A 19,301-nucleotide genomic window follows, 5' to 3' on the forward strand; every position below is an offset into this window, starting at 1 on the left:
CCGCCGCGAGGTCACGAGTGGTGGGGGGCGCCGGGGTCCTTCTGCTTCGCGATCGCCAGCCAGGTGTCGACGACGGTGTCCGGGTTCAGCGACATCGACTCGATGCCCTGCTCGACCAGCCACTGGGCGAGGTCCGGGTGGTCGCTGGGGCCCTGGCCGCAGATGCCGACGTACTTGCCGCGGGCCAGGCAGGCCTTGATCGCCATCTCCAGCACCGCGAGCACGGCCGGGTTGCGCTCGTCGAAGGTGGCCGCGACCAGGCTGGAGTCCCGGTCCAGGCCGAGCACCAGCTGGGTCATGTCGTTGGAGCCGATGGAGAACCCGTCGACGTGGTCGAGGAAGGCGTCGGCGAGCAGCGCGTTCGAGGGCAGCTCGCACATCATCACCACCGACAGGTCGTTCTCCCCGCGGACCAGCCCGTGCGAGGCCAGCAGCTCCACCACGCCCTCGATCTCGGCGACGGTGCGCACGAACGGGATCATGATCTTGACGTTGGTCAGGCCCATCTCGTCGCGCACGTGCTTGAGCGCCGCGCACTCCATCGCGAAGCACTCGGCGAAGTCCGCCGACAGGTACCGGGAGGCGCCCCGGTAGCCCAGCATCGGGTTCTCCTCGTGCGGCTCGTAGGCCTCGCCGCCGAGCAGGTTGGCGTACTCGTTGGACTTGAAGTCGCTCATCCGCACGATCACCGGCTCGGGCGCGAAGGCCGCGGCGATCATCGAGATGCCCTCGGCGACCCGCTGCACGAAGTAGTCCCGCGGGCTGGGGTAGGCCGCGATCTGCTCGGCGACCTCCTCGCGCAGCCGGCCCTCGAGGGAGTCGAAGTCCAGCAGGGCGCGGGGGTGGATGCCGATCTGCCGGTTGATGATGAACTCCAGGCGGGCCAGGCCCACGCCCTTGTGCGGCAGCCGGGAGAACGCGAAGGCCTGCTCCGGCGTCCCGACGTTCATCATGATCTTGGTGGCGATCTCCGGCATCGCGTCCAGCCGGGTCTCCTCCACCTCGAAGTCGACCAGGCCCTCGTAGACGTTGCCGACGTCGCCCTCGGCGCAGGAGACGGTGACCTCCTGGCCGTCGGCGAGGGTCTTCGTGGCGTCGCCGGTGCCGACCACGGCCGGGATGCCGAGCTCGCGGGCGATGATCGCGGCGTGGCAGGTGCGCCCGCCGCGGTTGGTCACGATCGCCGAGGCACGCTTCATGATCGGCTCCCAGTCGGGGTCGGTCATGTCCGCGACCAGCACGTCCCCGCGGGCGAAGTCGGCCATCTGGTCGATGTCGGAGAGCACCTTCACCGCGCCGGCGCCGATCTTCTGCCCGATCGCCCGGCCCTCCACGACCACCGAGCCGGTCCCGGTGAGCTTGTAGCGCTCCAGGGAGCTGCCGGTGCGGGAGACCACCGTCTCGGGGCGGGCCTGCAGCACGTACAGCTCGCCGTCCAGGCCGTCCTTGCCCCACTCGATGTCCATCGGGCGGCCGTAGTGCTCCTCGATGGTCACCGCGTAGCGGGCCAGGGTCAGCACCTCGTCGTCGGTGAGCGAGAGCTTCCGGCGCTCGGCGTCGTCGACGTCCACGAACTCCGTCGTCCGGCCGACGGTGGCGTCGTCGGTGTAGACCATCTTGGTCGCCTTGGCGCCCACGCCCCGCTTGAGGACGGCGGCCTTGCCGGCCTTCAGCGCGGGCTTGTAGACGTAGAACTCGTCGGGGTTGACCGCGCCCTGCACGACGCCCTCGCCCAGGCCGTAGGCGCTGGTGATGAACACGGCGTCGGGGAAGCCGGACTCGGTGTCCATGGTGAACATGACGCCCGACGAGCCGATGTCCGAGCGGACCATGCGCTGCACGCCGGCGCTGAGCGCCACCGCGTCGTGGTCGAAGCCGTGGTGCACCCGGTAGGCGATCGCCCGGTCGTTGTAGAGGCTGGCGTACACCTCGCGGATCGCGGTCAGGATCGAGTCGATCCCGCGCACGTTGAGGAAGGTCTCCTGCTGCCCGGCGAAGCTCGCGTCGGGGAGGTCCTCGGCGGTCGCGCTGGACCGGACGGCGAAGGACAGCTCCTGGTCCACGGCGAGCTGCTCGTAGGCCGTGCGGATGTCGGCCTCGAGCTGCTCGGGGAAGGGCTGGTCGACCATCCAGCCGCGGATCTCCGTGCCCGCCGCGGACAGCGCGCGGACGTCGTCGACGTCCAGGGAGCCCAGCTTCTCGGTGATCCGCTCGGCCAGCCCGGTGTCGCCGAGGAAGGAGCGGTAGGCCGACGAGGTGGTGGCGAAGCCGTCGGGCACCTTGACCCCGGCGTCGGCCAGGTTGGAGATCATCTCGCCCAGCGAGGAGTTCTTGCCCCCGACCTCCTCCAGGTCACCCATGCCCAGGTCGGCGAACCAGCGGACGTTCTCGGTGCTCATGGGGTTCCTCTCCTCGGGGCGGTGCCCTGCCGGCGGCGCAGCTTGGCCAGGGTCTGGATGACCACCGCGGCGATCTCCTCGACGGAGGCCGCCGAGGTGTCCACGGTGGGGAGCTTGTGCCGGTCGTACATCGCGATGGCCTGCCGCAGCTCGTAGCGGCACTGCTCCTCCGACGCGTACCGGGAGTTCGGACGGCGCTCCTGGCGCACCCGGGACAACCGGGTGACCGTCGTGGTCAGCCCGAAGCACTTGGCGGCGTGGTCGCGGACCGGGCGGGGCAGGTCGGTGGACTCCAGGTCCTCGTCGACCAGCGGGTAGTTGGCCACGAAGAGCCCGTGCTGCAGCGCCAGGTACATCGCGGTCGGGGTCTTCCCGCAGCGCGAGGGCGCCAGCAGGATCACGTCGGCCCGCTCGATGGCCCGGAAGGTCTGCCCGTCGTCGTGCTCGATGGCGAACTCGACCGCGGCCATCCGGTCGTTGTACCGACGGACGTCGCCGACCCCGTGCAGCCGCCGGGCCTCGCGCACGCCCGGGGCACCGAGCAGGGACTCGACCCGGTCCATGTGCATGCCGAAGAAGTCGATGATCGGCACCCGGCTGGTCAGCAGCACGTCGCGGACCTCGGTGTCCGCGGCCGTGGTGAACGCCAGCGGCATGACCGGCCCCTGCGCCGCCTCGTCCAGCTTGGCCACCACGTCGCGGGCCATCTCGACGCTGGAGATGAACGGGATCAGCTCGGTCTCGAACACCAGGTCCGGGAACTGCAGCAGCAGCGCGCGGCCCATCAGCTCCGCGCTGATGCCGGTGCTGTCGGACAGGAAGAAGACCGGGACGGCGGGAGGGCCGTCCCCTGCAGGTGGAGCCACGCTGCTCACCGTCGGATCGTGCCACGCGCCACCCCCACCCCGCGCGAGACCCGGATCACGGTCCGCCCGCGCCCGCCGACCGCCCCTCCCCCGCAGACTCACGCCGTCCAGGGATCCTGTGCCCCTGCAGGGCGGGAAGATCCCTGGACGGCGTGATCCTGCGCCGGGGGTCAGCTCGCCCGACGGACGCGACGGGGCTCGTGGGTCACCGTGAACCGTCGAGGTCCGGGCAGCGGGTGCGCGAGCATGGCCTCCAGCCGGGCCACCGCGGCGGCCCAGGCGGCATCGGACCGCAGGTCCTCCTCCGCCACCCGCCAGAACCGCACCCCGGCCGCGCCCGCCACCTCGGCCCGGCGCTTCTCCTCCCAGTGCTTCTGCTCGGTGGTCAGCCCGCCCCAGGGCTCGCGGTACTTGACCCGCCCGTCGCACTCCATGACCACCGCGGCGTCGGCCCACCACCCGTCGGCCTCGATCGCCCGGCCGTCGACCCGGATCGTCACCAGCAACTCCGGCTCGACGATCCCCGAGGCGAGCAGCCGGAGCCGCACCCTCGTCTCCAGCGGTGACTCCACGCCGGCCCGGCACAGCTCCGCGACGCACCGGGCCGCGGCGGCGCCGCGCCAGCCCTGCATCCCGGCGACCACGGCCGCCAGGTCGGCCGACGGCAGCCGGTCGTCCCAGCGGGCGGCGTCGGCGATGACCATCGCGTGGTCGAACCGCTCCAGGCGGGCGCAGTCGGCGACCGTCCGGGCGAGCGAGGTCACCGGCAGACCGTCGTGCTCGGTCGCCGCGTCCGGGGGCATCGGGGCCATGGACATGCGGAACCCCGGTCCGCGCATCGTCTGCGTCGGGTCCAGCAGCGTGACCTCGGGATCGGGGCCGGCTGGGAGCGGCAGTCCCCACACCACCGCCGCGCTGAGCCCGCCGACGACGGCGCTGTCCCGACCGAGGGTCAGCAGCACCGCGCGACAGGCGATGACGTGCCGCCGGTGCCGGGACCGGGCGGCCGCGAGGTCGGCGGCCGCGATGTAGGCGCCTCGACGGAGGCGGACCCACTCGCCGCGGGCCACCCGGGTCCGGATCTCCTGGTCGCTGATCCCCGCCCGCTGCAGGTCCCGGCGGGTGACGACGCCGTGCTGGCGGTCGGCGGCGGCGCGGACGAGGGGGTGCACGCCCGGGATCGTGACCCGGAGTGCGCCGCCCGCCCAGCCCCGTCGGCGGCCCTGTGGACAACCGGTCCGTCACCCGGCCGCAGACTCACGCCGTCCGGGGATCCTGTGCCCCTGCAGGGCAGGAAGATCCCTGGACGGCGTGAGTCTGGTGCGACTAAGGCGCGAGGGTGGGGTCGCAGTCCCGCAGGAGCTCGGTCAGGCGCTGGGTCTCGGCGGTCTCGCCGATCGCCTCGCTGGCCTTGGCCAGCTCGGTCACGCAGCGGAGGAAGCCCTGGTTGGGGGCGTGCCGCCACGGCACGGGGCCGAAGCCCTTCCAGCCGTTGCGGCGCAGGGCGTCCAGGCCGCGGTGGTAGCCGGTGCGGGCGTAGGCGTAGGCCTCGATGGTCCGGCCGCCGGCCAGCGCCTCCTCGGCCAGCGCGGCCCAGGCGGCGCTCACCGTCGGGTGCGCCGCGGCGACCTCGGCGGCCGGGGTGCCGGCGGCCAGCGCGGCGCTGGCCTCGGGGGTCTCGGGCAGCAACGTCTCGGGCGGGGGGCCCATCAGGTCCCGGTGCGCGTGGGTCATGCCTGGGACTTCCCCGCCGACAGGAGGTCCTCGCACGCGGTCTGCACGCGGGCGGCCATGCCGAGCTCGGCGGCCTTCATGTAGGTGCGCGGGTCGTAGAACTTCTTGTTGCCGACGTCGCCGTCCACCTTGAGCACCCCGTCGTAGTTGGCGAGCATGTGCCCGGCGATCGGCCGGGTGAAGGCGTACTGGGTGTCGGTGTCGACGTTCATCTTCACCACGCCGTAGCTCAGCGCCTCGCGGATCTCCTCCTGCGAGGAGCCCGAGCCGCCGTGGAAGACCAGGTTGAACGGCTTGCTGCCGGCCTCGAGGCCCAGCTCGGCCACGACGACCTCCTGGCCCTCCTTGAGGATCTCCGGGCGCAGCTGCACGTTGCCGGGCTTGTAGACCCCGTGCACGTTGCCGAAGGTGGCGGCCAGCAGGTAGACGCCCTTCTCGCCCAGGCCCAGGGTCTTCGCGGTCTGCACGAAGTCGCCGGGGGCGGTGTAGAGCTTGTCGTTGATGTCGTGGGAGACGCCGTCCTCCTCGCCGCCGACGACGCCGATCTCCAGCTCCAGCACGATCTTCGCCGCGGAGGTCTTGGCGATCAGCTCCTCGGCGATGGACAGGTTCTCGTCCAGGTCGATCGCCGAGCCGTCCCACATGTGCGACTGGAACAGCGGGTTCTCCCCGCGGTCCACCCGCTCCTGGGAGATCGCGATGAGCGGCCGGACGTAGGTGTCCAGCTTCTCCTTCTGGCAGTGGTCGGTGTGCAGCGCGACCTGGACCGGGTACTGCTTGGCGACGACGTGGGCGTACTCGGCCAGCGCGGTGGCGCCGACGACCATGTCCTTGACCCGGGTGCCGGAGATGAACTCCGCACCGCCGGTGGAGAACTGGATGATCCCGTCGCTGCCGGCCTCGGCGAACCCGCGCAGCGCGGCGTTGACCGTCTCCGAGGAGGTGCAGTTGATGGCCGGGTAGGCGAATCCGCCCTCCTTCGCCCGGCTGATCATGTCGGCGTAGACCTCGGGGGTCGCGATGGGCACGGTGACGCTCCGATCGAAGAGAGGACGAGCTGCTCGCGGGCCAGTATCCCGCCCGATGTGGGGACGACGACAGCGGGCGAGCGGTGCACCCGGCAGGATCGCTCTCCGTGAGCACCGCCCTCTCCCCCGCCCGACGGCAGCTGGTCCCGCTGGTGGGCTGGCTGATCACCCTGGCCGCCGCCCTGCTGTCGATCCCGCTGACCGGCGACACCGTCTGGGCCCGCGGCGTCATGGACGGCGGCTCCGAGGTGACCGCGACCCAGGGCGTGCTGGTCGCGGTCGCCGGCTACGAGGCGACGGTGATCCTGGCCTTCGCCGGGCTGGGTGCCGCCGTCTTCTTCGGCCTGGCCGCAGCGCCCTGGTCCCGGGCGACCCGCTGGGCCCTGACGACGGTCGTGGCGGCGGTGGTGCTCGCCGGGGTCGTGGCCACCCTCACCCAGGAGCAGGACGCCCCGTCCGGCGAGCTGATCGGCGCCCTCGTCATCTCGCTGGTCCCGGCGGCCCTGCTCCTGCTGCTGGCCTGGCGGCGGTGGCGCCTCACCAGCGCCGTCATCGCGCTCGTGGCCGTGGCCGTCGGGGTCCTCGCGCACGCGATCACGCTCGTCCGCCTGCTCACCTCGGCGGGCTCCCCCGCGCTCGGGGCCTGGGCGATGGGCGGGCTGCTGCTGGTGGCCCTGGGCGCCACCGGGTGGGTCGTCCGGTCGCTGGCCCGGGTCGACCCCGCTCGGGCAGGATCTGCCGCGTGACCAGCCCGTGGCCGCCCGCGCCGGCGCCCGGCACCGGTGCGCCGGGTCGGACGGGCGTGCTGGTCGGGTGGCTGCTCGTGCTGGTGACCGCCGTGGCGGCGTTCGCCGCCGCCGTCGCCCAGCTGCCGTGGGCGTCCGGGGAGCTGCTCAGCGCCCGGACGACGGACTTCAACGCCGGTGACCTGGTGAACCTCGGCGACGGCGCGCTCCCGTTCGCCGTCGTGGCCTCGGTCCTCGGCCTGGTGCTGGCCGCCTGGTTCGGGGTCGCCGCGGTGCCCGCCGGCCGGGTCGGGCGGATCGGGGTGACCGTCGGCGTCGCGGTGGTCGTGGGGGTGCTGATCGCTGCCGGCATCGCCGACGTCGACGAGTACTCGCCCCTGGGCGAGACCCTGCTCATCCTGCTCCTGGTAGCGGCGCTCCCGGCCGTCGTGCTGCTGGTCCTGGTCTGGCGGGGGGCCCGACGGGCCGCCGGGGTCACCGCGGCCGTCTTCGCCGGGCTCGCCCTGCTCGGCGCCGTGGTCGCCGCCCTCCAGCTCGTCGGGGGCACCGCGACGGTCGAGCCGGGCACCTGGGTGGCGGTGGTGCTCGCCCTCGCGGGCCTCGGCAGCGCCGTCCTGCTGGCCCGGTCGGCACCCCGGCGGGGCGTCAGCCCCGCTCGGGCCGGCTGACCACCCGGGCGGCCACCGACACCGCGTCGTAGGTCGGGGAGAACGGCGGGGCGTAGGAGATGTCGGCCCCGGCGAGCTCGTCGGCGGTCATCCCCGACCAGATCGCGGTGGCGAACACGTCGATCCGCTTGCCCGCACCCGACCCGCCGAGCACCTGCGCGCCCAGCAGCCGGCCGGAGCCCTGCTCGGCGATCAGCTTCACCGCGATGTCCTCGGCCCCCGGGTAGTACCCGGCCCGGGTCGTCGCCTCGACCGTGTCGTACCGGAAGGCGAAGCCGGCGGCCTCGGCCTGGGAGGTGCACAGCCCGGTCCGGCCGATCTCCAGGTCGCCCACCTTCGTGAGCGCGGTCCCCAGCACGCCGGCGAACCGGGCCGGCCGGCCGGCGATGACCGACCCGGCGACCCGGCCCTGCTTGTTGGCGTGGGTGCCCAGCGCGACGTGCGCGGGCTCCCCGGTGAGCCGGTGGTAGGTCTGCACGCAGTCGCCGGCGGCGAAGACGTTGTGGTGGGTGCGGCTGCGCATCGAGGCGTCGACGTCGATCCCGCCGGTCACGCCGATGCCGAGGCCGGCCTCGGCGGCCAGCCGCGACTCGGGCCCCATGCCCAGCCCGAGGACGACGACCCGCGCGTCGTAGGACCCCACGTCGGTGCGCACCCCGCACGCCGTGCCGTCCGCGTCGCGCAGCACCTCGCGCACCGCCTGGTCGGTCTGCACCGTCATCCCCTGGGCACGCATGGCGGTGCAGACCCGCTCGCCCATGTCGGCGTCCAGCAGCCCCATCGGCAGCGGGTCGGCCAGCACGACGGTGACGTCCAGCCCGCGGACCTGAAGCATCTCGGCCATCTCCAGGCCGATGTAGCCACCGCCCAGCACGACCGCCGGGGCGCCCGCGGGCAGGTCGGCGATCCACGCGCGCAGGGCCTCGCCGTCGTCCAGCCGGTGCACGCCGAACACCCCGGGGGCGTCGAGGCCCTCGATCGGCGGCCGGGTGGGCCGCCCGCCGGTGGCCACCAGGAGGGTGTCGTAGTCGAAGGTGCGGCCGTCGTCGCTGGTCACCCGGCCGGCGTCCAGGTCGATGCCGGCCGCCCGGGTCGCGGTGTGGACGACGAGCCCGCGCTCCCGGTGCTCGGCCGGGGTGCGGGCCACCAGGTCCTCCCGGGAACCGACCAGCCCGCCGACCCAGTAGGGGATGCCGCAGGCCGAGAAGGAGGTGTCGTGGCCCTGCTCGAGGACCACGATCTCCCGGTCCTCGTCCAGCCGGCGCGCCTGCGCCGCCGCGGACATCCCGCCCGCATCTCCCCCGATGACCACCAGCCGTTGTCTCGACACCGTGCCCAGGTGCCCCGGTTCAGCCCGCGCTGAACATCTTGCCCGGGTTGAGCAGTCCGTCCGGGTCCAGCGCGCGCTTGACCGACCGGTGCACGTCCAGCCCGACCGGGCCGATCTCGCGCTCCAGCCAGGCGGTCTTCAGGCTGCCCACCCCGTGCTCGCCGGTGATCGTGCCGCCCAGCGACAGGCCCAGCTCCAGCACGTCGTCGAAGGCGGCGAAGGCCCGGGCGCGGTGGTCGTCGTCGGTGGGGTCGAAGCACATCGTCGGGTGCATGTTGCCGTCGCCGGCGTGCCCGACCACCCCGATGACCAGGTCGCGGGCCCGGGCGATCGCGTCGCAGCCGTCGAGGAACGCGGCGATCCGCGACCGCGGGACGGCGACGTCGTCGATCAGCGTCGTGCCCAGCTGCTCCAGCGCGGGCAGCGCCATCCGGCGCGCGGCCAGCAGCAGGTCGCCCTCGGCCGCGTCGTCGGTGACGTGCACCAGGTCGCAGCCGGCGTCGCGGCAGAGCTGGGCCAGGACCTCCATCTCGGCCAGCGCGGCCTCGCCGCCGGCGTCGGACTGGGCGACCAGCAGCGCGTGCGCGTCGCGGTCCAGCCCGGCCTTCATCATGTCGTCGACCGCGCGGATGCAGGTGCGGTCCATGACCTCGAACAGGCTCGGCACCACCCCACAGCTGACGGCGGCCTCCACCACCTGCCCGGTCTGCGCGGTGGTGGAGAAGGTGGCGACCAGGGTGACCGGGGTCTGCGGGGCCGGGCGCAGCGACAGCGTGGCCTCGGTGATCACGCCCAGGGTGCCCTCGGAGCCGACGAACAGCTTGGCCAGGTCGTAGCCGGCCACGCCCTTGACCGTGCGCCGGCCGGTGCGCAGCACCCGGCCGTCGGCGAGCACGACCTCCAGGCCCAGCACGTAGTCGGTGGTCACGCCGTACTTCACGCAGCACAGGCCACCGGAGTTGTTGGCCAGGTTGCCGCCGATCGTGCACCAGTCGTAGGAGCTGGGGTCCGGTGGGTAGAACAGCCCGTGCCGGGCCACCTCGTCGCGCAGCGCCTTGTTCACCACCCCGGGCTGGACGACGGCCAGCCGGTCGGCGGTCGACACCTCGAGGACGGCGTCCATCCGGGTCATCACCAGGGTGATCGCACCGTCGACCGCGTTCGCGGCACCGGCCAGCCCGGAGCCCGCGCCCCGCGGCACGACGGGCACGCCGTGCGCGGAGGCGATCGTCATCACCGCCGACACCTCGGCGGTGGTGCGCGGCAGCACGACCGCGGCCGGGACACCGGACAGCGCCAGCATCGCCTGGTCGCGGGCGTAGGAGGCGGTCACGTCGGGGTCGGTCAGCACGCTGCCGGCGCCCAGGGCCGCGGTGAGCTCGGCCAGCCACGCCGGGGTGGGCGCGGTCGGCGACGTCGTCGTCGCTGTGGTGGCGGTCACCTCCTCACCGTACGACCTGGCACCGACACGCCCGCCGTCGTCCAGGGAACCCACAGCCGGCGCACGTACGGTCCCGCCCCGTGAGCTCCTTCCTGGACCCCGAGCACCTGGTCAACACCTTCGGCCTCATCGGGCTGGTGGTGATCCTGTTCGCCGAGTGCGGGCTGCTCGTCGGGTTCTTCCTGCCCGGGGACTCGCTGCTGTTCACCGCCGGGCTGCTGGTCGCCGGCGGGGTGTTCACCGTGCCGCTGTGGGTGCTGCTGGTCGCGCTGCCGCTGGCCGCGATCGCCGGCAACCTGGTCGGCTACTGGATCGGCCGGCGGCTCGGGCCGGCGGTGTTCAGCCGCCCGGACAGCCGGCTGTTCAAGGCCGAGTACGTGCACAAGTCGCAGGCCTTCTTCGACCGCAACGGCAGCCGGACGATCCTGCTGGCCCGCTTCGTGCCGATCATCCGGACCTTCGCGACCGTCATGGCCGGCGCGTCGCTCATGGACTTCCGCCGCTACGCGGTGTGGTCGGTGATCGGCGGCGTGCTGTGGGCCGGCGGCGTGACGCTGCTGGGCTACTGGCTGGGCCAGGTCACCGTCGTCCGGGAGCACGTCGAGCTGTTCATCCTGGGCATCGTCGCGCTGTCGCTGGTCCCGGTCGTGATCGAGGTCGTCCGCAACCGGCGAGCCGGCTCGGCGGCCTAGGCCAGGCCCAGGTCCGAGAGGTCGAAGGCGGCGCGGTACTCGTAGCCGGCGGCCTCGACCGCCGCGCGGGCACCGCGGTCGACGATCACCGCGACCGCCACCACCTCCGCGCCGGCCTCGGTCAACGCCTCCGCCGCGGTCAGCGGGCTGCCGCCGGTGGTCGAGACGTCCTCCACGACCAGCACCGCGCGCCCGGCGACGTCCGGGCCCTCGATCCGCCGCTGCAGCCCGTGCGCCTTGCCCTGCTTGCGCACCACGCAGGCGTCCAGGAAGCCCTGGCCCTCGGCGGCCGCGTGCAGCATCGCCGTGGCCACCGGGTCGGCGCCCAGCGTGAGCCCGCCGACGACGTCGTAGCGGAGGTCCGCGGTCAGCTGGCGCATCACCCGTCCGACCAGCGGTGCGCCCTCGTGGTGCAGCGTCAGGCGGCGCAGGTCGACGTAGTAGTCGGCCTCGCGCCCGGAGGACAGCGTGACCTTGCCGTGCACCACCGCGAGCTCGGTGATCAGCTCCTGCAGGCGCGTCCGGTCGGGGTGCGGGGTGGTCGCCGTCATGCGGCCGACCCTACTGAGGACGACCATCCGGGCATGACGACCTCCTCGGACCGGATCGGTGCGGCCGTCCTGGCCGCTGGCTCGGCGCTGGTGGGCGGGCTGGCGACCGACCCGGGCAGCCGCTGGTTCCGCGGCCTGTCCACGCCGTCGTTCTACCCGCCGCCGCAGGCCTTCGGCATCGTGTGGAGCGCCCTGTACACCGGGATCGCCTGGGCCGGCGGCGAGGTGCTGGCCAGGTCCGACGCCCAGCAGCGGCACGACTTCGCCCGCGCCTACGCGGCCAACCTGGCCCTGAACACGGCGTGGACGCCGCTGTTCTTCCGCGCGCACCGGCCGTGGCTGGCCACGCTCGAGTCCGCCGCGCTCACCGCGTCCACCGTGGACCTGGTGCGCCGGGCGGACCGGGTCAGCCGACCGGCCGCGGCCGCCCTGGCGCCCTACGCCGCGTGGACGGCGTTCGCCACCGTGCTGTCCGGGGCCATCGCCCGGCGCAACTGATCACGCCTCGGGGCTGAGCACCTGGTCGACGACGTAGACGGTGGCGTTCGCGATCTGCACGTTGCCGCACACCACGGTCGCGTCGACCGCGCCGAGCACGGTCTGGTCCGCGGAGACCACCGGGGCGTCGGCGGACCCGGTCACCGTGACGGTGTCGCCGAGCAGGGTGGTGTGCTCCCCCACCAGCTCGTCCGGGCTCAGCCGGCCGCTGATGACGTGGTGCTGGAGCAGCGAGGTCAGCCGCGGCAGGTCGGCGACGAGGGCGTTGAGCTGGTCGGCCGGGACGGCGTCGAAGGCCGCGTTGGCCGGCGCCAGCACGGTGATCTCGGTCTGCGCGTCCAGCGCCGCGGTCAGGTTCGCCGTGCCGACCACCGAGGCCAGCGTGCTCAGCAGCGGGACGGCGGCCAGGGCGGTGCCGGCCGGCAGCGTGGCCGCGGCGGCCGGGTCGACCTGCAGCTGCGCGCAGCCGGCGCCGATCGGGCCGGTGGCCGTGGCCGGCGCGGACGTCGTGGTGGCCGTCGAGCTGCCGGCCGCGTCGTCCGTGCCGGCGTCGGAGGAGCAACCACCGACCACGAGGACGACGGTGGCCGCGATCAGGGCGCCGCGGGCGCGGCGGGTGCTGGTCATGGTCGGGGGCTCCTAGCGGTCGGGGACTGGCGACCAGTGTCCGGCATCAGCCGGCCTGCACCTCGACGGTGTGCCAGCCCGTCGCGCCGTCCGGGAACGGCGGGGCTTGCTCCTCGGGCTGCCGGCGGCCGTCGGCGTCCGTGGCCCGCACCGACACCTGGTGCGTGCCGCGGTCCAGGTCCACCGGCAGGTACCACTGCCGCCACAGGTCGGGGCCGACCTCCGGGGACAGCTCGGCCTCGCGCCAGCGGCCGTCGTCCACCCGCACCTCGACCAGCTCGATGCCGGTGCCCTGGGCCCAGGCCACCCCGGCCACGACCACCTGGCCGGCGTCGACGTCGCGGACCGGGGTGTCGATCCGCGAGGCGATCTTGATCGGCCCCTCGGCCGCCCACCCGCGCTGCACCCAGTAGGCGTCCTGGGCGTCGAACGTGGTGGCCTCGATGCCGGTCAGCCACTTGCACGCCGACACGTAGCCGTAGAGCCCCGGGACGACCATGCGCACCGGGAACCCGTGCTCGACCGGGAGCGGCTCGCCGTTCATGCCGAAGGCCAGCATCGCGTCCGCGATGTCCAGCGCGGCGCGGGTCGGCGTCCCGATCGTCATGCCGTCGCTGGAGCGGCACAGCAGCTGGTCGGCACCGGACCGGATGCCGAACTCCTGCAGCAGCGGCCCCAGCGGGACGCCCAGCCACCGCGCGGTGCCGGCCAGCGTGCCGCCGACCTCGTTGGACACGCAGGTCAGCGTGATGTCCCGCTCGACGACGTCCGGGCGGTCGAACAGCTCGGCCAGGGTGATCGAGCCGGGCCGGTCGAACATGCCCGACAGGGTCAGCGACCACCGGCTGGGGTCCAGCTGCGGCACCTGGATGGCGGTGTCCACCCGGTAGAAGTCGGCCGCGTCGGTGATGAGCGGTGTCAGGCCGTCGACGGCGCCCACCAGGTCCGCGCCGTCGGGCAGGCGGGGGGCGGGGTCGGTGGCCCGGGGCAGCACGAGGTCGGCCCGGGCGTCGGCCACCGCGAGGCGGCGCTGGAGCACCAGGCCACCACCGCCGGCGACCACCGCCGTCCCGAGCGCTGCCCCGGTGGCCAGGACGAAGCCGCGGCGGCCGGCCGCCGGCGCACGCCCGGCGGCGCCGAACCGGGTGAGCAGCGCCGGCAGGACGACGGCGCCGGCCGCGGCCGCCAGCAGCGGGGGGGCCACGTCCAGCGGTGACCCGGCCGGCGCGGTGGCCGCCGCCAGCGCGCCGAGCAGGCCGAACACCACGACGCCGGCGATCCCGGCCCACCGCCGGAGCCGCCCGGCCAGGCCCGTCGCGGCCGCCCACAGCCCGACGACGACCAGCACGCCGGCCACCAGCACCGCCTTGTCGGCCGTGCCGAACGAGGCGATCGCGAACTGCTTGAGCCCTTCCGGCGTCGCGGCGACCGCGGCGTCGGCCACGGCCACCACCGGGCTCTCCGCGCCGAGCAGCCCGGCCGCGAACTCGCCGACGCCGAGGGCCACCGCGGCCGAGAGCACCCCGGCGAGGGCGGCAGCTGCGCGGGTGGGGGCCACGACCCGGGGTTCGTGCTGGGTCGCCGGGGGGTTCACGTCACCAGTGTGCTGGCTCGTGCCAGGGTGGAGCGGTGACCGACCGGACGCCTGCTCCCCCGTCGGTGCGCGTCGCCGTGGGCACCCTGCTCGCGCTGGCCCTGCTGCTGGGCATCAGCGCGGCGCTGACCCTGCTCGGCCAGGACACGGTGGTCGACCGCTTCGTCGCCGCGCAGCCCGAGCTCGACCGCGCCGCGGTCACCCGGTCGCTGGTGCTCGGCCAGCTCCTCTACCTGGTGCTGGCCCTGGCCGCCGGGGTCGGCGCGGTGGCCCTGCTGCGTGGCCGCCCGTGGGGCCGGTGGCTGGGGGTCGGGGCCGCGCTGTTCCTGGGCCTGCGCACGCTGCTGTCCACGCTCACCGCCGGCGGGACGACGATCCTCTCGCTGCTGGTGCTCGTGCTCTGCGTGGCCGCGGTCAGCAGCCTGCTGGCCCGCACCACCCGGGCCTGGCTGCCGGCCCGCCGGACGGGCTGACCGCGGGGGCCCTGCGACCCCCGCGGTCCTGTGCCTGGGCGCTCAGCGGCCCTTCATGGCCGCGTACCACTGGCTCGAGGCCTTCTGGGCCAGGAAGAAGATGCCGGCGGCGATGAGCAGCAGCTGGAGGATGCTGGTGATGGTGATCAGCGCGACGCCGGTGCCGGCGACGTTGAACACCGACAGCAGGCTGATCCCGCCGAGCACGAAGAGCACGATCCGGGCCCAGTTCTTGCCCTGGTAGGCGAACCAGATGACCGCGCAGTAGGCGGCGAAGATGATCAGGCCGAAGACCGCGCCGGCCGTGGCCGCCCCGGTGCCGATGCCCGAGAGCGACGCGTCGACCGAGTTCGGGTCGATCCCGGCGTCCCGGTAGGCGTTGTCCAGGATCGTGTCCAGGTTGGCGAAGGTGATGATCGACCCGATGAGGCCGATGACCGTGGCCGCGACGAAGGCGTAGACGCCGTTGGTCACCGTCGAGGGCCGCGGCGGCGCCTGGCCCGGGGCACCGAAGCCGGCCTGCGGGGCCGACGGGTAACCGCCCTGGCCGTAGCCCTGCTGGCCGTAGCCCTGCGGCGGCTGCTGGCCGTACCCCGGCGGGGGCTGCTGGCCCTGCTGGCCGTAGCCCTGGGGCGGCTGCTGGCCGTACCCCTGCGGGGGCTGACCGGGGCCACCCTGCGGGGGCTGCCCCCACGAGCCGTCGGGCTGTCCCTGTCCTGCGGTCATGCGTCCTCCTCGTCCGGACCCGGCGCGCGCCGGGCGCAGTGATCATGGCGGGCCAACGAGACGGTGGCGAGCCGGGACGGCACGACGGGGTGCACGACGGGCCCGCCGACGGCGTGTCGGCGGGCCCGTCGCGGCGGGGTCAGGCGGTCAGCTCCCGCGAGGCGGGGTCGATCGGCTCCTCGGGGGTGGCCGCACCGGACCGCCGCACGGTCAGCCCGGCGTCCAGGTCCCCGGCGACGTCGACGACCACGGTGTCGCCGTCCCGGATGTCCCCGGCCAGCAGGGCGCGGGCCAGCTGGTCGCCGATGGCCGACTGCACCAGGCGGCGCAGCGGCCGGGCGCCGTAGACCGGGTCGAACCCGTTCATCGCCAGCCACTCGCGGGCGGCGTCGGAGACCTCCAGCACCAGCCGGCGGGCGGCCAGCCGGCGGGCCAGCACCGCGACCTGGATGTCCACGATCCCGGTGAGCTCCTCGGTGCCCAGCGCCCGGAAGACCACGACGTCGTCCAGCCGGTTGAGGAACTCGGGCTTGAAGTGCGCCCGCACCACCTCGTCCACCGCGCGCCGCTTGGCGTCGGCCGGGATCGACTGGTCGGCGATGACCTGCGAGCCCAGGTTCGAGGTCAGCACCAGGATCGTGCTGCGGAAGTCGACCGTGCGGCCCTGGCCGTCGGTCAGCCGGCCGTCGTCGAGCACCTGCAGCAGGACGTCGAACACGTCGGGGTGCGCCTTCTCGACCTCGTCGAGCAGCACGATCGTGTACGGACGGCGCCGCACCGCCTCGGTCAGCTGGCCACCGGCCTCGTAGCCGACGTAGCCGGGGGGCGCCCCGACCAGCCGGGACACCGAGTGCTTCTCGGAGTACTCGCTCATGTCGATGCGGACCATGGCGCGCTCGTCGTCGAAGAGGAACTCCGCCAGCGCCTTCGCCAGCTCGGTCTTGCCCACCCCGGTCGGGCCGAGGAACAGGAAGGACCCGGTGGGCCGGTCGGGGTCGGCGACGCCCGAGCGGGCCCGCCGGACGGCGTCGGACACCGCGCGGACGGCGTCGGGCTGGCCGACGACGCGCCCGGCGAGCACGTCCTCCATGCGCAGCAGCTTGGCCGTCTCGCCCTCCAGCAGGCGGCCGGCCGGGATGCCGGTCCAGGCCTGCACCACCTCGGCGATGTCGTCGGGGCCGACCTCCTCCTTGAGCATCGACGCCTCGCCGGTGCCGGCCGAGGCCTCGACCAGCGCCTTCTCCAGGGCGGGGAGCTGGCCGTAGCGCAGCTCGGCCGCGCGGGCGAGGTCGCCGTCCCGCTCGGCGCGCTCGGCGTCGGAGCGGACCGTCTCCAGCCGCTCCTTGGTCTCGCGGATGCGGTCGATGGCGCCCTTGTCCTGCTGCCAGCGGGCGGTGAGCTCGTCCAGCAGCTCGCGGCGGTCGGCGAGGTCCTCGCGGAGGGCGACCAGCCGGGCCCGGGAGCCCTCGTCCTCCTCCTTGGCCAGCGCCATCTCCTCGATCTCCAGCCGGCGCACCACGCGCTCGACCTCGTCGACCTCGACCGGACGGCTGTCGATCTCCATGCGCAGCCGGCTGGCGGCCTCGTCGACCAGGTCGATGGCCTTGTCGGGCAGGAAGCGGGCGGTGACGTAGCGGTCGGACAGGGTCGCGGCGGACACGATCGCGGCGTCGGTGATCCGGACGCCGTGGTGCACCTCGTAGCGCTCCTTGAGCCCGCGCAGGATCCCGATGGTGTCCTCGACGGTGGGCTCGCCGACGAACACCTGCTGGAAGCGGCGCTCCAGGGCGGGGTCCTTCTCGATGTGCTCGCGGAACTCGTCCAGCGTGGTGGCACCGACCATCCGCAGCTCGCCGCGGGCCAGCATGGGCTTGATCATGTTCCCGGCGTCCATCGCGGAGTCCCCGCTCGCGCCGGCGCCGACGATCGTGTGCAGCTCGTCGATGAAGGTGACGATCTCGCCGTCGGACTCGGTGATCTCGGTCAGCACGGCCTTGAGCCGCTCCTCGAAGTCACCGCGGAACTTGGCCCCGGCCACCATGGCCGACAGGTCCAGGCTCATCAGCCGCTTGCCCTTGAGGCTCTCCGGGACGTCGCCGGCCACCATCCGCTGGGCCAGGCCCTCGACGATCGCGGTCTTGCCGACCCCGGGCTCGCCGATCAGCACCGGGTTGTTCTTCGTGCGCCGGGAGAGCACCTGGACCACGCGGCGGATCTCCGCGTCGCGGCCGATGACCGGGTCCATCTTCCCGTCCCGCGCCCGCTCGGTGAGGTCGACGGCGTACTTCTCCAGCGCCTGGAACGTGCCCTCGGGGTCCGCCGAGGTCACCTTGCGGTTGCCCCGGACCGTGCGGAAGGCGGCCAGCAGCGCGTCGTCGGTGGCCCCGGCGCCGACCAGCACCGACCCGGCCTCGCCACCGACGGCGGCCAGGCCGACCAGCAGGTGCTCGGTGGAGACGAACTCGTCGCCCAGGGCGGTGGCCTGCTCGCCGGCCGCGTTGACCACCCGCAAGAAGTCCCGGGACGGCGACGGCGCGGCCACCGTGGACCCCGAGACGCTGGGCAGGCGGCGCAGCGCGGCGTCGGCCTTGACGCGGACCTCGCCGGGGATGGCGCCGGTGGCCTGCAGCAGCGGGCCGGTGATGCCGTCGGCCTGGTCCAGCAGCGCCAGCAGCAGGTGCAGCGGCTCCAGGCCGGCGTGGCCGCGGTCCACCGCCAGCCGCTGGGCAGCAGCGATGGCCTCCTGCGACCGGGTGGTCAGCTTGTCCATGGTCGGTGCGTGTTCCTCTCGTCCGGGGGCTCTCGAAGGGGGCAACGAGCGTCGGGTTGAGTCTGTTCCACTCAACCCTGTGCGGGCATCCGGAACGGGTGGGCGTCACATGGTTGGCCAACGCCCCTTAAGCTGGGGCGATGTCGGACACGCCGTCACCCAGCGTCGAACTCGACGACCAACTCTGCTTCGCGCTGTACGCAGCTTCGCGTGCCGTGACGGCCCGCTACCGGCCGATGCTCGACCGGATGGGGCTGACCTATCCGCAGTACCTGGTCATGATGCTGCTCTGGGAGTCCGACGGACAGACCGTGGGGCAGCTCGGCAGCCGGTTGGCGCTGGACTCGGGCACCCTGTCCCCCCTGCTGAAGCGGCTCACCGCCGCCGGCCTGGTCACGCGGCACCGCCGGGTGGACGACGAGCGGTCGGTCTCCATCCTGCTCACCCCCGAGGGGAAGGCGCTGCACTCGCAGGCGCTGGAGGTGTCCGGCGAGATCATCGGCGCCCTGGGCATGACGATCTCGGAGTTCGACCACCTCAAGACCGAGCTGCGCACCCTGACCGACCGCGTGACCGCCGACGGGAACACCGCGCACAGCTGATCGGTTGTGCACAATTGAACAGGGTGGCCGATCGTCGGTCGCCCTCGACGACGAAGGAGCACCGATGCCGACACGCACCGCACGCACCGCCTGGAACGGCACGCTCGAGGAGGGCTCCGGCCAGGTCGAGCTGTCCAGCTCGAAGGTCGGCACCTACGAGGTGTCCTTCCCCAAGCGCGCGGCCGACGAGGCCGGCGGCACCACCTCGCCCGAGGAGCTCATCGCCGCGGCGCACTCCTCCTGCTTCGCCATGCAGCTCTCGGCCCTGATCGCCCAGGCCGGCGGCACCCCGGAGTCCCTCGAGGTCTCCGCCGACGTCTCGCTCGGCCCGGACTCCGCCAACGGCGGCTTCAAGCTCACCGGCATCGCGCTCACCGTCCGCGGCGAGGTCAGCGGCCTGGACGCGGCCGGCTTCGAGAAGGCCGCCCAGGACGCCAAGGCCGGCTGCCCGGTCAGCAAGGCCCTCACCGGCGTCGACATCACCCTGGACGCCGCGCTCGTCTCCTGATCCACCCGCACCACCCCGACGGCCCCGTCTCCCCCTGGGGAGGCGGGG

General features: G+C 73.8%; 19 protein-coding genes. 7 read left to right on the plus strand and 12 right to left on the minus strand.

Translation table 11 applies throughout. The annotated features are described in order from the left end of the window. Positions 1-11: 11 nt before the first annotated feature. The 5 genes from ppsA to fbaA all read right to left on the minus strand — a co-directional run bounded on the left by ppsA (position 12) and on the right by fbaA (position 6,027). Positions 12-2,399, minus strand: coding sequence for a phosphoenolpyruvate synthase (ppsA, locus tag UXQ13_RS16640; RefSeq protein ID WP_225233196.1), 2,388 nt, complete (start codon positions 2,397-2,399; stop codon positions 12-14). Continuing rightward, positions 2,396-3,265, minus strand: a complete 870-nt coding sequence (locus UXQ13_RS16645) for a pyruvate, water dikinase regulatory protein (RefSeq protein ID WP_336392567.1) — start codon at positions 3,263-3,265, stop codon at positions 2,396-2,398. Before UXQ13_RS16645 ends, ppsA begins: the two co-directional genes overlap by 4 nt. A 170-nt stretch (positions 3,266-3,435) precedes the next feature. Then, complete coding sequence (locus UXQ13_RS16650; protein ID WP_336392568.1) at positions 3,436-4,437, minus strand: type IV toxin-antitoxin system AbiEi family antitoxin domain-containing protein; 1,002 nt, start codon at positions 4,435-4,437, stop codon at positions 3,436-3,438. Between the two features lie 154 nt (positions 4,438-4,591). Further along, on the minus strand, positions 4,592-4,999 hold the full coding sequence (locus UXQ13_RS16655) for a DUF3151 domain-containing protein (RefSeq protein ID WP_225233199.1): 408 nt from the start codon (positions 4,997-4,999) through the stop codon (positions 4,592-4,594). After that, a complete protein-coding gene (fbaA, locus tag UXQ13_RS16660) occupies positions 4,996-6,027 on the minus strand; it encodes a class II fructose-bisphosphate aldolase (RefSeq protein WP_225233200.1) in 1,032 nt (343 codons plus the stop codon). Before fbaA ends, UXQ13_RS16655 begins: the two co-directional genes overlap by 4 nt. 107 nt (positions 6,028-6,134) lie before the next feature. Here fbaA and UXQ13_RS16665 point away from each other — a divergent pair, with 107 nt between their 5' ends. After that, a complete protein-coding gene (locus UXQ13_RS16665) occupies positions 6,135-6,773 on the plus strand; it encodes a hypothetical protein (protein WP_225233201.1) in 639 nt (212 codons plus the stop codon). Beyond that, positions 6,770-7,441 carry a hypothetical protein gene (locus UXQ13_RS16670; protein WP_225233202.1) on the plus strand — a complete coding sequence of 224 codons (672 nt, stop codon included), beginning with the start codon at positions 6,770-6,772 and terminating at the stop codon, positions 7,439-7,441. The genes UXQ13_RS16665 and UXQ13_RS16670 overlap by 4 nt, the downstream gene beginning before the upstream one ends. Here UXQ13_RS16670 and UXQ13_RS16675 read toward each other — a convergent pair. Both UXQ13_RS16675 and UXQ13_RS16680 read right to left on the minus strand, forming a co-directional pair. Continuing rightward, the gene (locus UXQ13_RS16675; RefSeq protein ID WP_225233203.1) at positions 7,419-8,771 is read right to left on the minus strand and encodes an FAD-dependent oxidoreductase; all 1,353 of its coding nucleotides are present in this window, start codon (positions 8,769-8,771) and stop codon (positions 7,419-7,421) included. The two genes, UXQ13_RS16670 and UXQ13_RS16675, sit on opposite strands and share 23 nt — an antisense overlap. A gap of 19 nt (positions 8,772-8,790) precedes the next feature. Further along, positions 8,791-10,212 (minus strand): FAD-binding oxidoreductase, encoded by a 1,422-nt coding sequence (locus tag UXQ13_RS16680; protein ID WP_225233204.1) that lies wholly within the window; start codon positions 10,210-10,212, stop codon positions 8,791-8,793. Between the two features lie 80 nt (positions 10,213-10,292). Between UXQ13_RS16680 and UXQ13_RS16685 the strand changes: the two genes are divergently transcribed. Continuing rightward, the gene (locus tag UXQ13_RS16685) at positions 10,293-10,904 is read left to right on the plus strand and encodes a VTT domain-containing protein (RefSeq protein WP_318249970.1); all 612 of its coding nucleotides are present in this window, start codon (positions 10,293-10,295) and stop codon (positions 10,902-10,904) included. Here the strand turns inward: UXQ13_RS16685 and pyrE are convergent. Further along, positions 10,901-11,455 carry an orotate phosphoribosyltransferase gene (gene pyrE / locus UXQ13_RS16690; RefSeq protein ID WP_225233205.1) on the minus strand — a complete coding sequence of 185 codons (555 nt, stop codon included), beginning with the start codon at positions 11,453-11,455 and terminating at the stop codon, positions 10,901-10,903. The genes UXQ13_RS16685 and pyrE overlap by 4 nt on opposite strands. Before the next feature lie 33 nt (positions 11,456-11,488). Between pyrE and UXQ13_RS16695 the strand changes: the two genes are divergently transcribed. Next, positions 11,489-11,953 carry a TspO/MBR family protein gene (locus tag UXQ13_RS16695; RefSeq protein WP_225233206.1) on the plus strand — a complete coding sequence of 155 codons (465 nt, stop codon included), beginning with the start codon at positions 11,489-11,491 and terminating at the stop codon, positions 11,951-11,953. Here the strand turns inward: UXQ13_RS16695 and UXQ13_RS16700 are convergent, their stop codons facing one another. Together UXQ13_RS16700 and UXQ13_RS16705 are read right to left on the minus strand one after the other, a co-directional pair. Beyond that, entirely contained in the window at positions 11,954-12,580 is a 627-nt protein-coding gene (locus UXQ13_RS16700; RefSeq protein WP_225233207.1) for a fasciclin domain-containing protein, read from the minus strand. It abuts the gene before it with no gap. 46 nt (positions 12,581-12,626) lie between these two features. Continuing rightward, positions 12,627-14,174, minus strand: a complete 1,548-nt coding sequence (locus UXQ13_RS16705) for a molybdopterin-dependent oxidoreductase (RefSeq protein ID WP_225233208.1) — start codon at positions 14,172-14,174, stop codon at positions 12,627-12,629. 35 nt (positions 14,175-14,209) lie between these two features. On the opposite strand from UXQ13_RS16705, the gene UXQ13_RS16710 reads away from it, so the two are divergent. After that, positions 14,210-14,647 (plus strand): hypothetical protein, encoded by a 438-nt coding sequence (locus UXQ13_RS16710; RefSeq protein WP_225233209.1) that lies wholly within the window; start codon positions 14,210-14,212, stop codon positions 14,645-14,647. Positions 14,648-14,689: 42 nt separating this feature from the next. Here the strand turns inward: UXQ13_RS16710 and UXQ13_RS16715 are convergent, their stop codons facing one another. Further along, complete coding sequence (locus UXQ13_RS16715; RefSeq protein WP_225233210.1) at positions 14,690-15,373, minus strand: hypothetical protein; 684 nt, start codon at positions 15,371-15,373, stop codon at positions 14,690-14,692. A 139-nt stretch (positions 15,374-15,512) separates the two neighbouring features. Next, the gene (gene clpB, locus UXQ13_RS16720) at positions 15,513-18,143 is read right to left on the minus strand and encodes an ATP-dependent chaperone ClpB (protein ID WP_225233211.1); all 2,631 of its coding nucleotides are present in this window, start codon (positions 18,141-18,143) and stop codon (positions 15,513-15,515) included. A 215-nt stretch (positions 18,144-18,358) separates the two neighbouring features. Here clpB and UXQ13_RS16725 point away from each other — a divergent pair, with 215 nt between their 5' ends. Then, positions 18,359-18,745: a MarR family winged helix-turn-helix transcriptional regulator gene (locus UXQ13_RS16725; RefSeq protein WP_318249971.1), complete on the plus strand. Its 387-nt coding sequence runs from the start codon at positions 18,359-18,361 to the stop codon at positions 18,743-18,745. A 64-nt stretch (positions 18,746-18,809) separates the two neighbouring features. Continuing rightward, a complete protein-coding gene (locus UXQ13_RS16730; protein ID WP_225233213.1) occupies positions 18,810-19,253 on the plus strand; it encodes an OsmC family protein in 444 nt (147 codons plus the stop codon). Positions 19,254-19,301: the final 48 nt, after the last annotated feature.

The sequence above is a fragment of the Klenkia terrae genome, assembly GCF_037083865.1.
Classification (GTDB): domain Bacteria; phylum Actinomycetota; class Actinomycetes; order Mycobacteriales; family Geodermatophilaceae; genus Klenkia; species Klenkia terrae.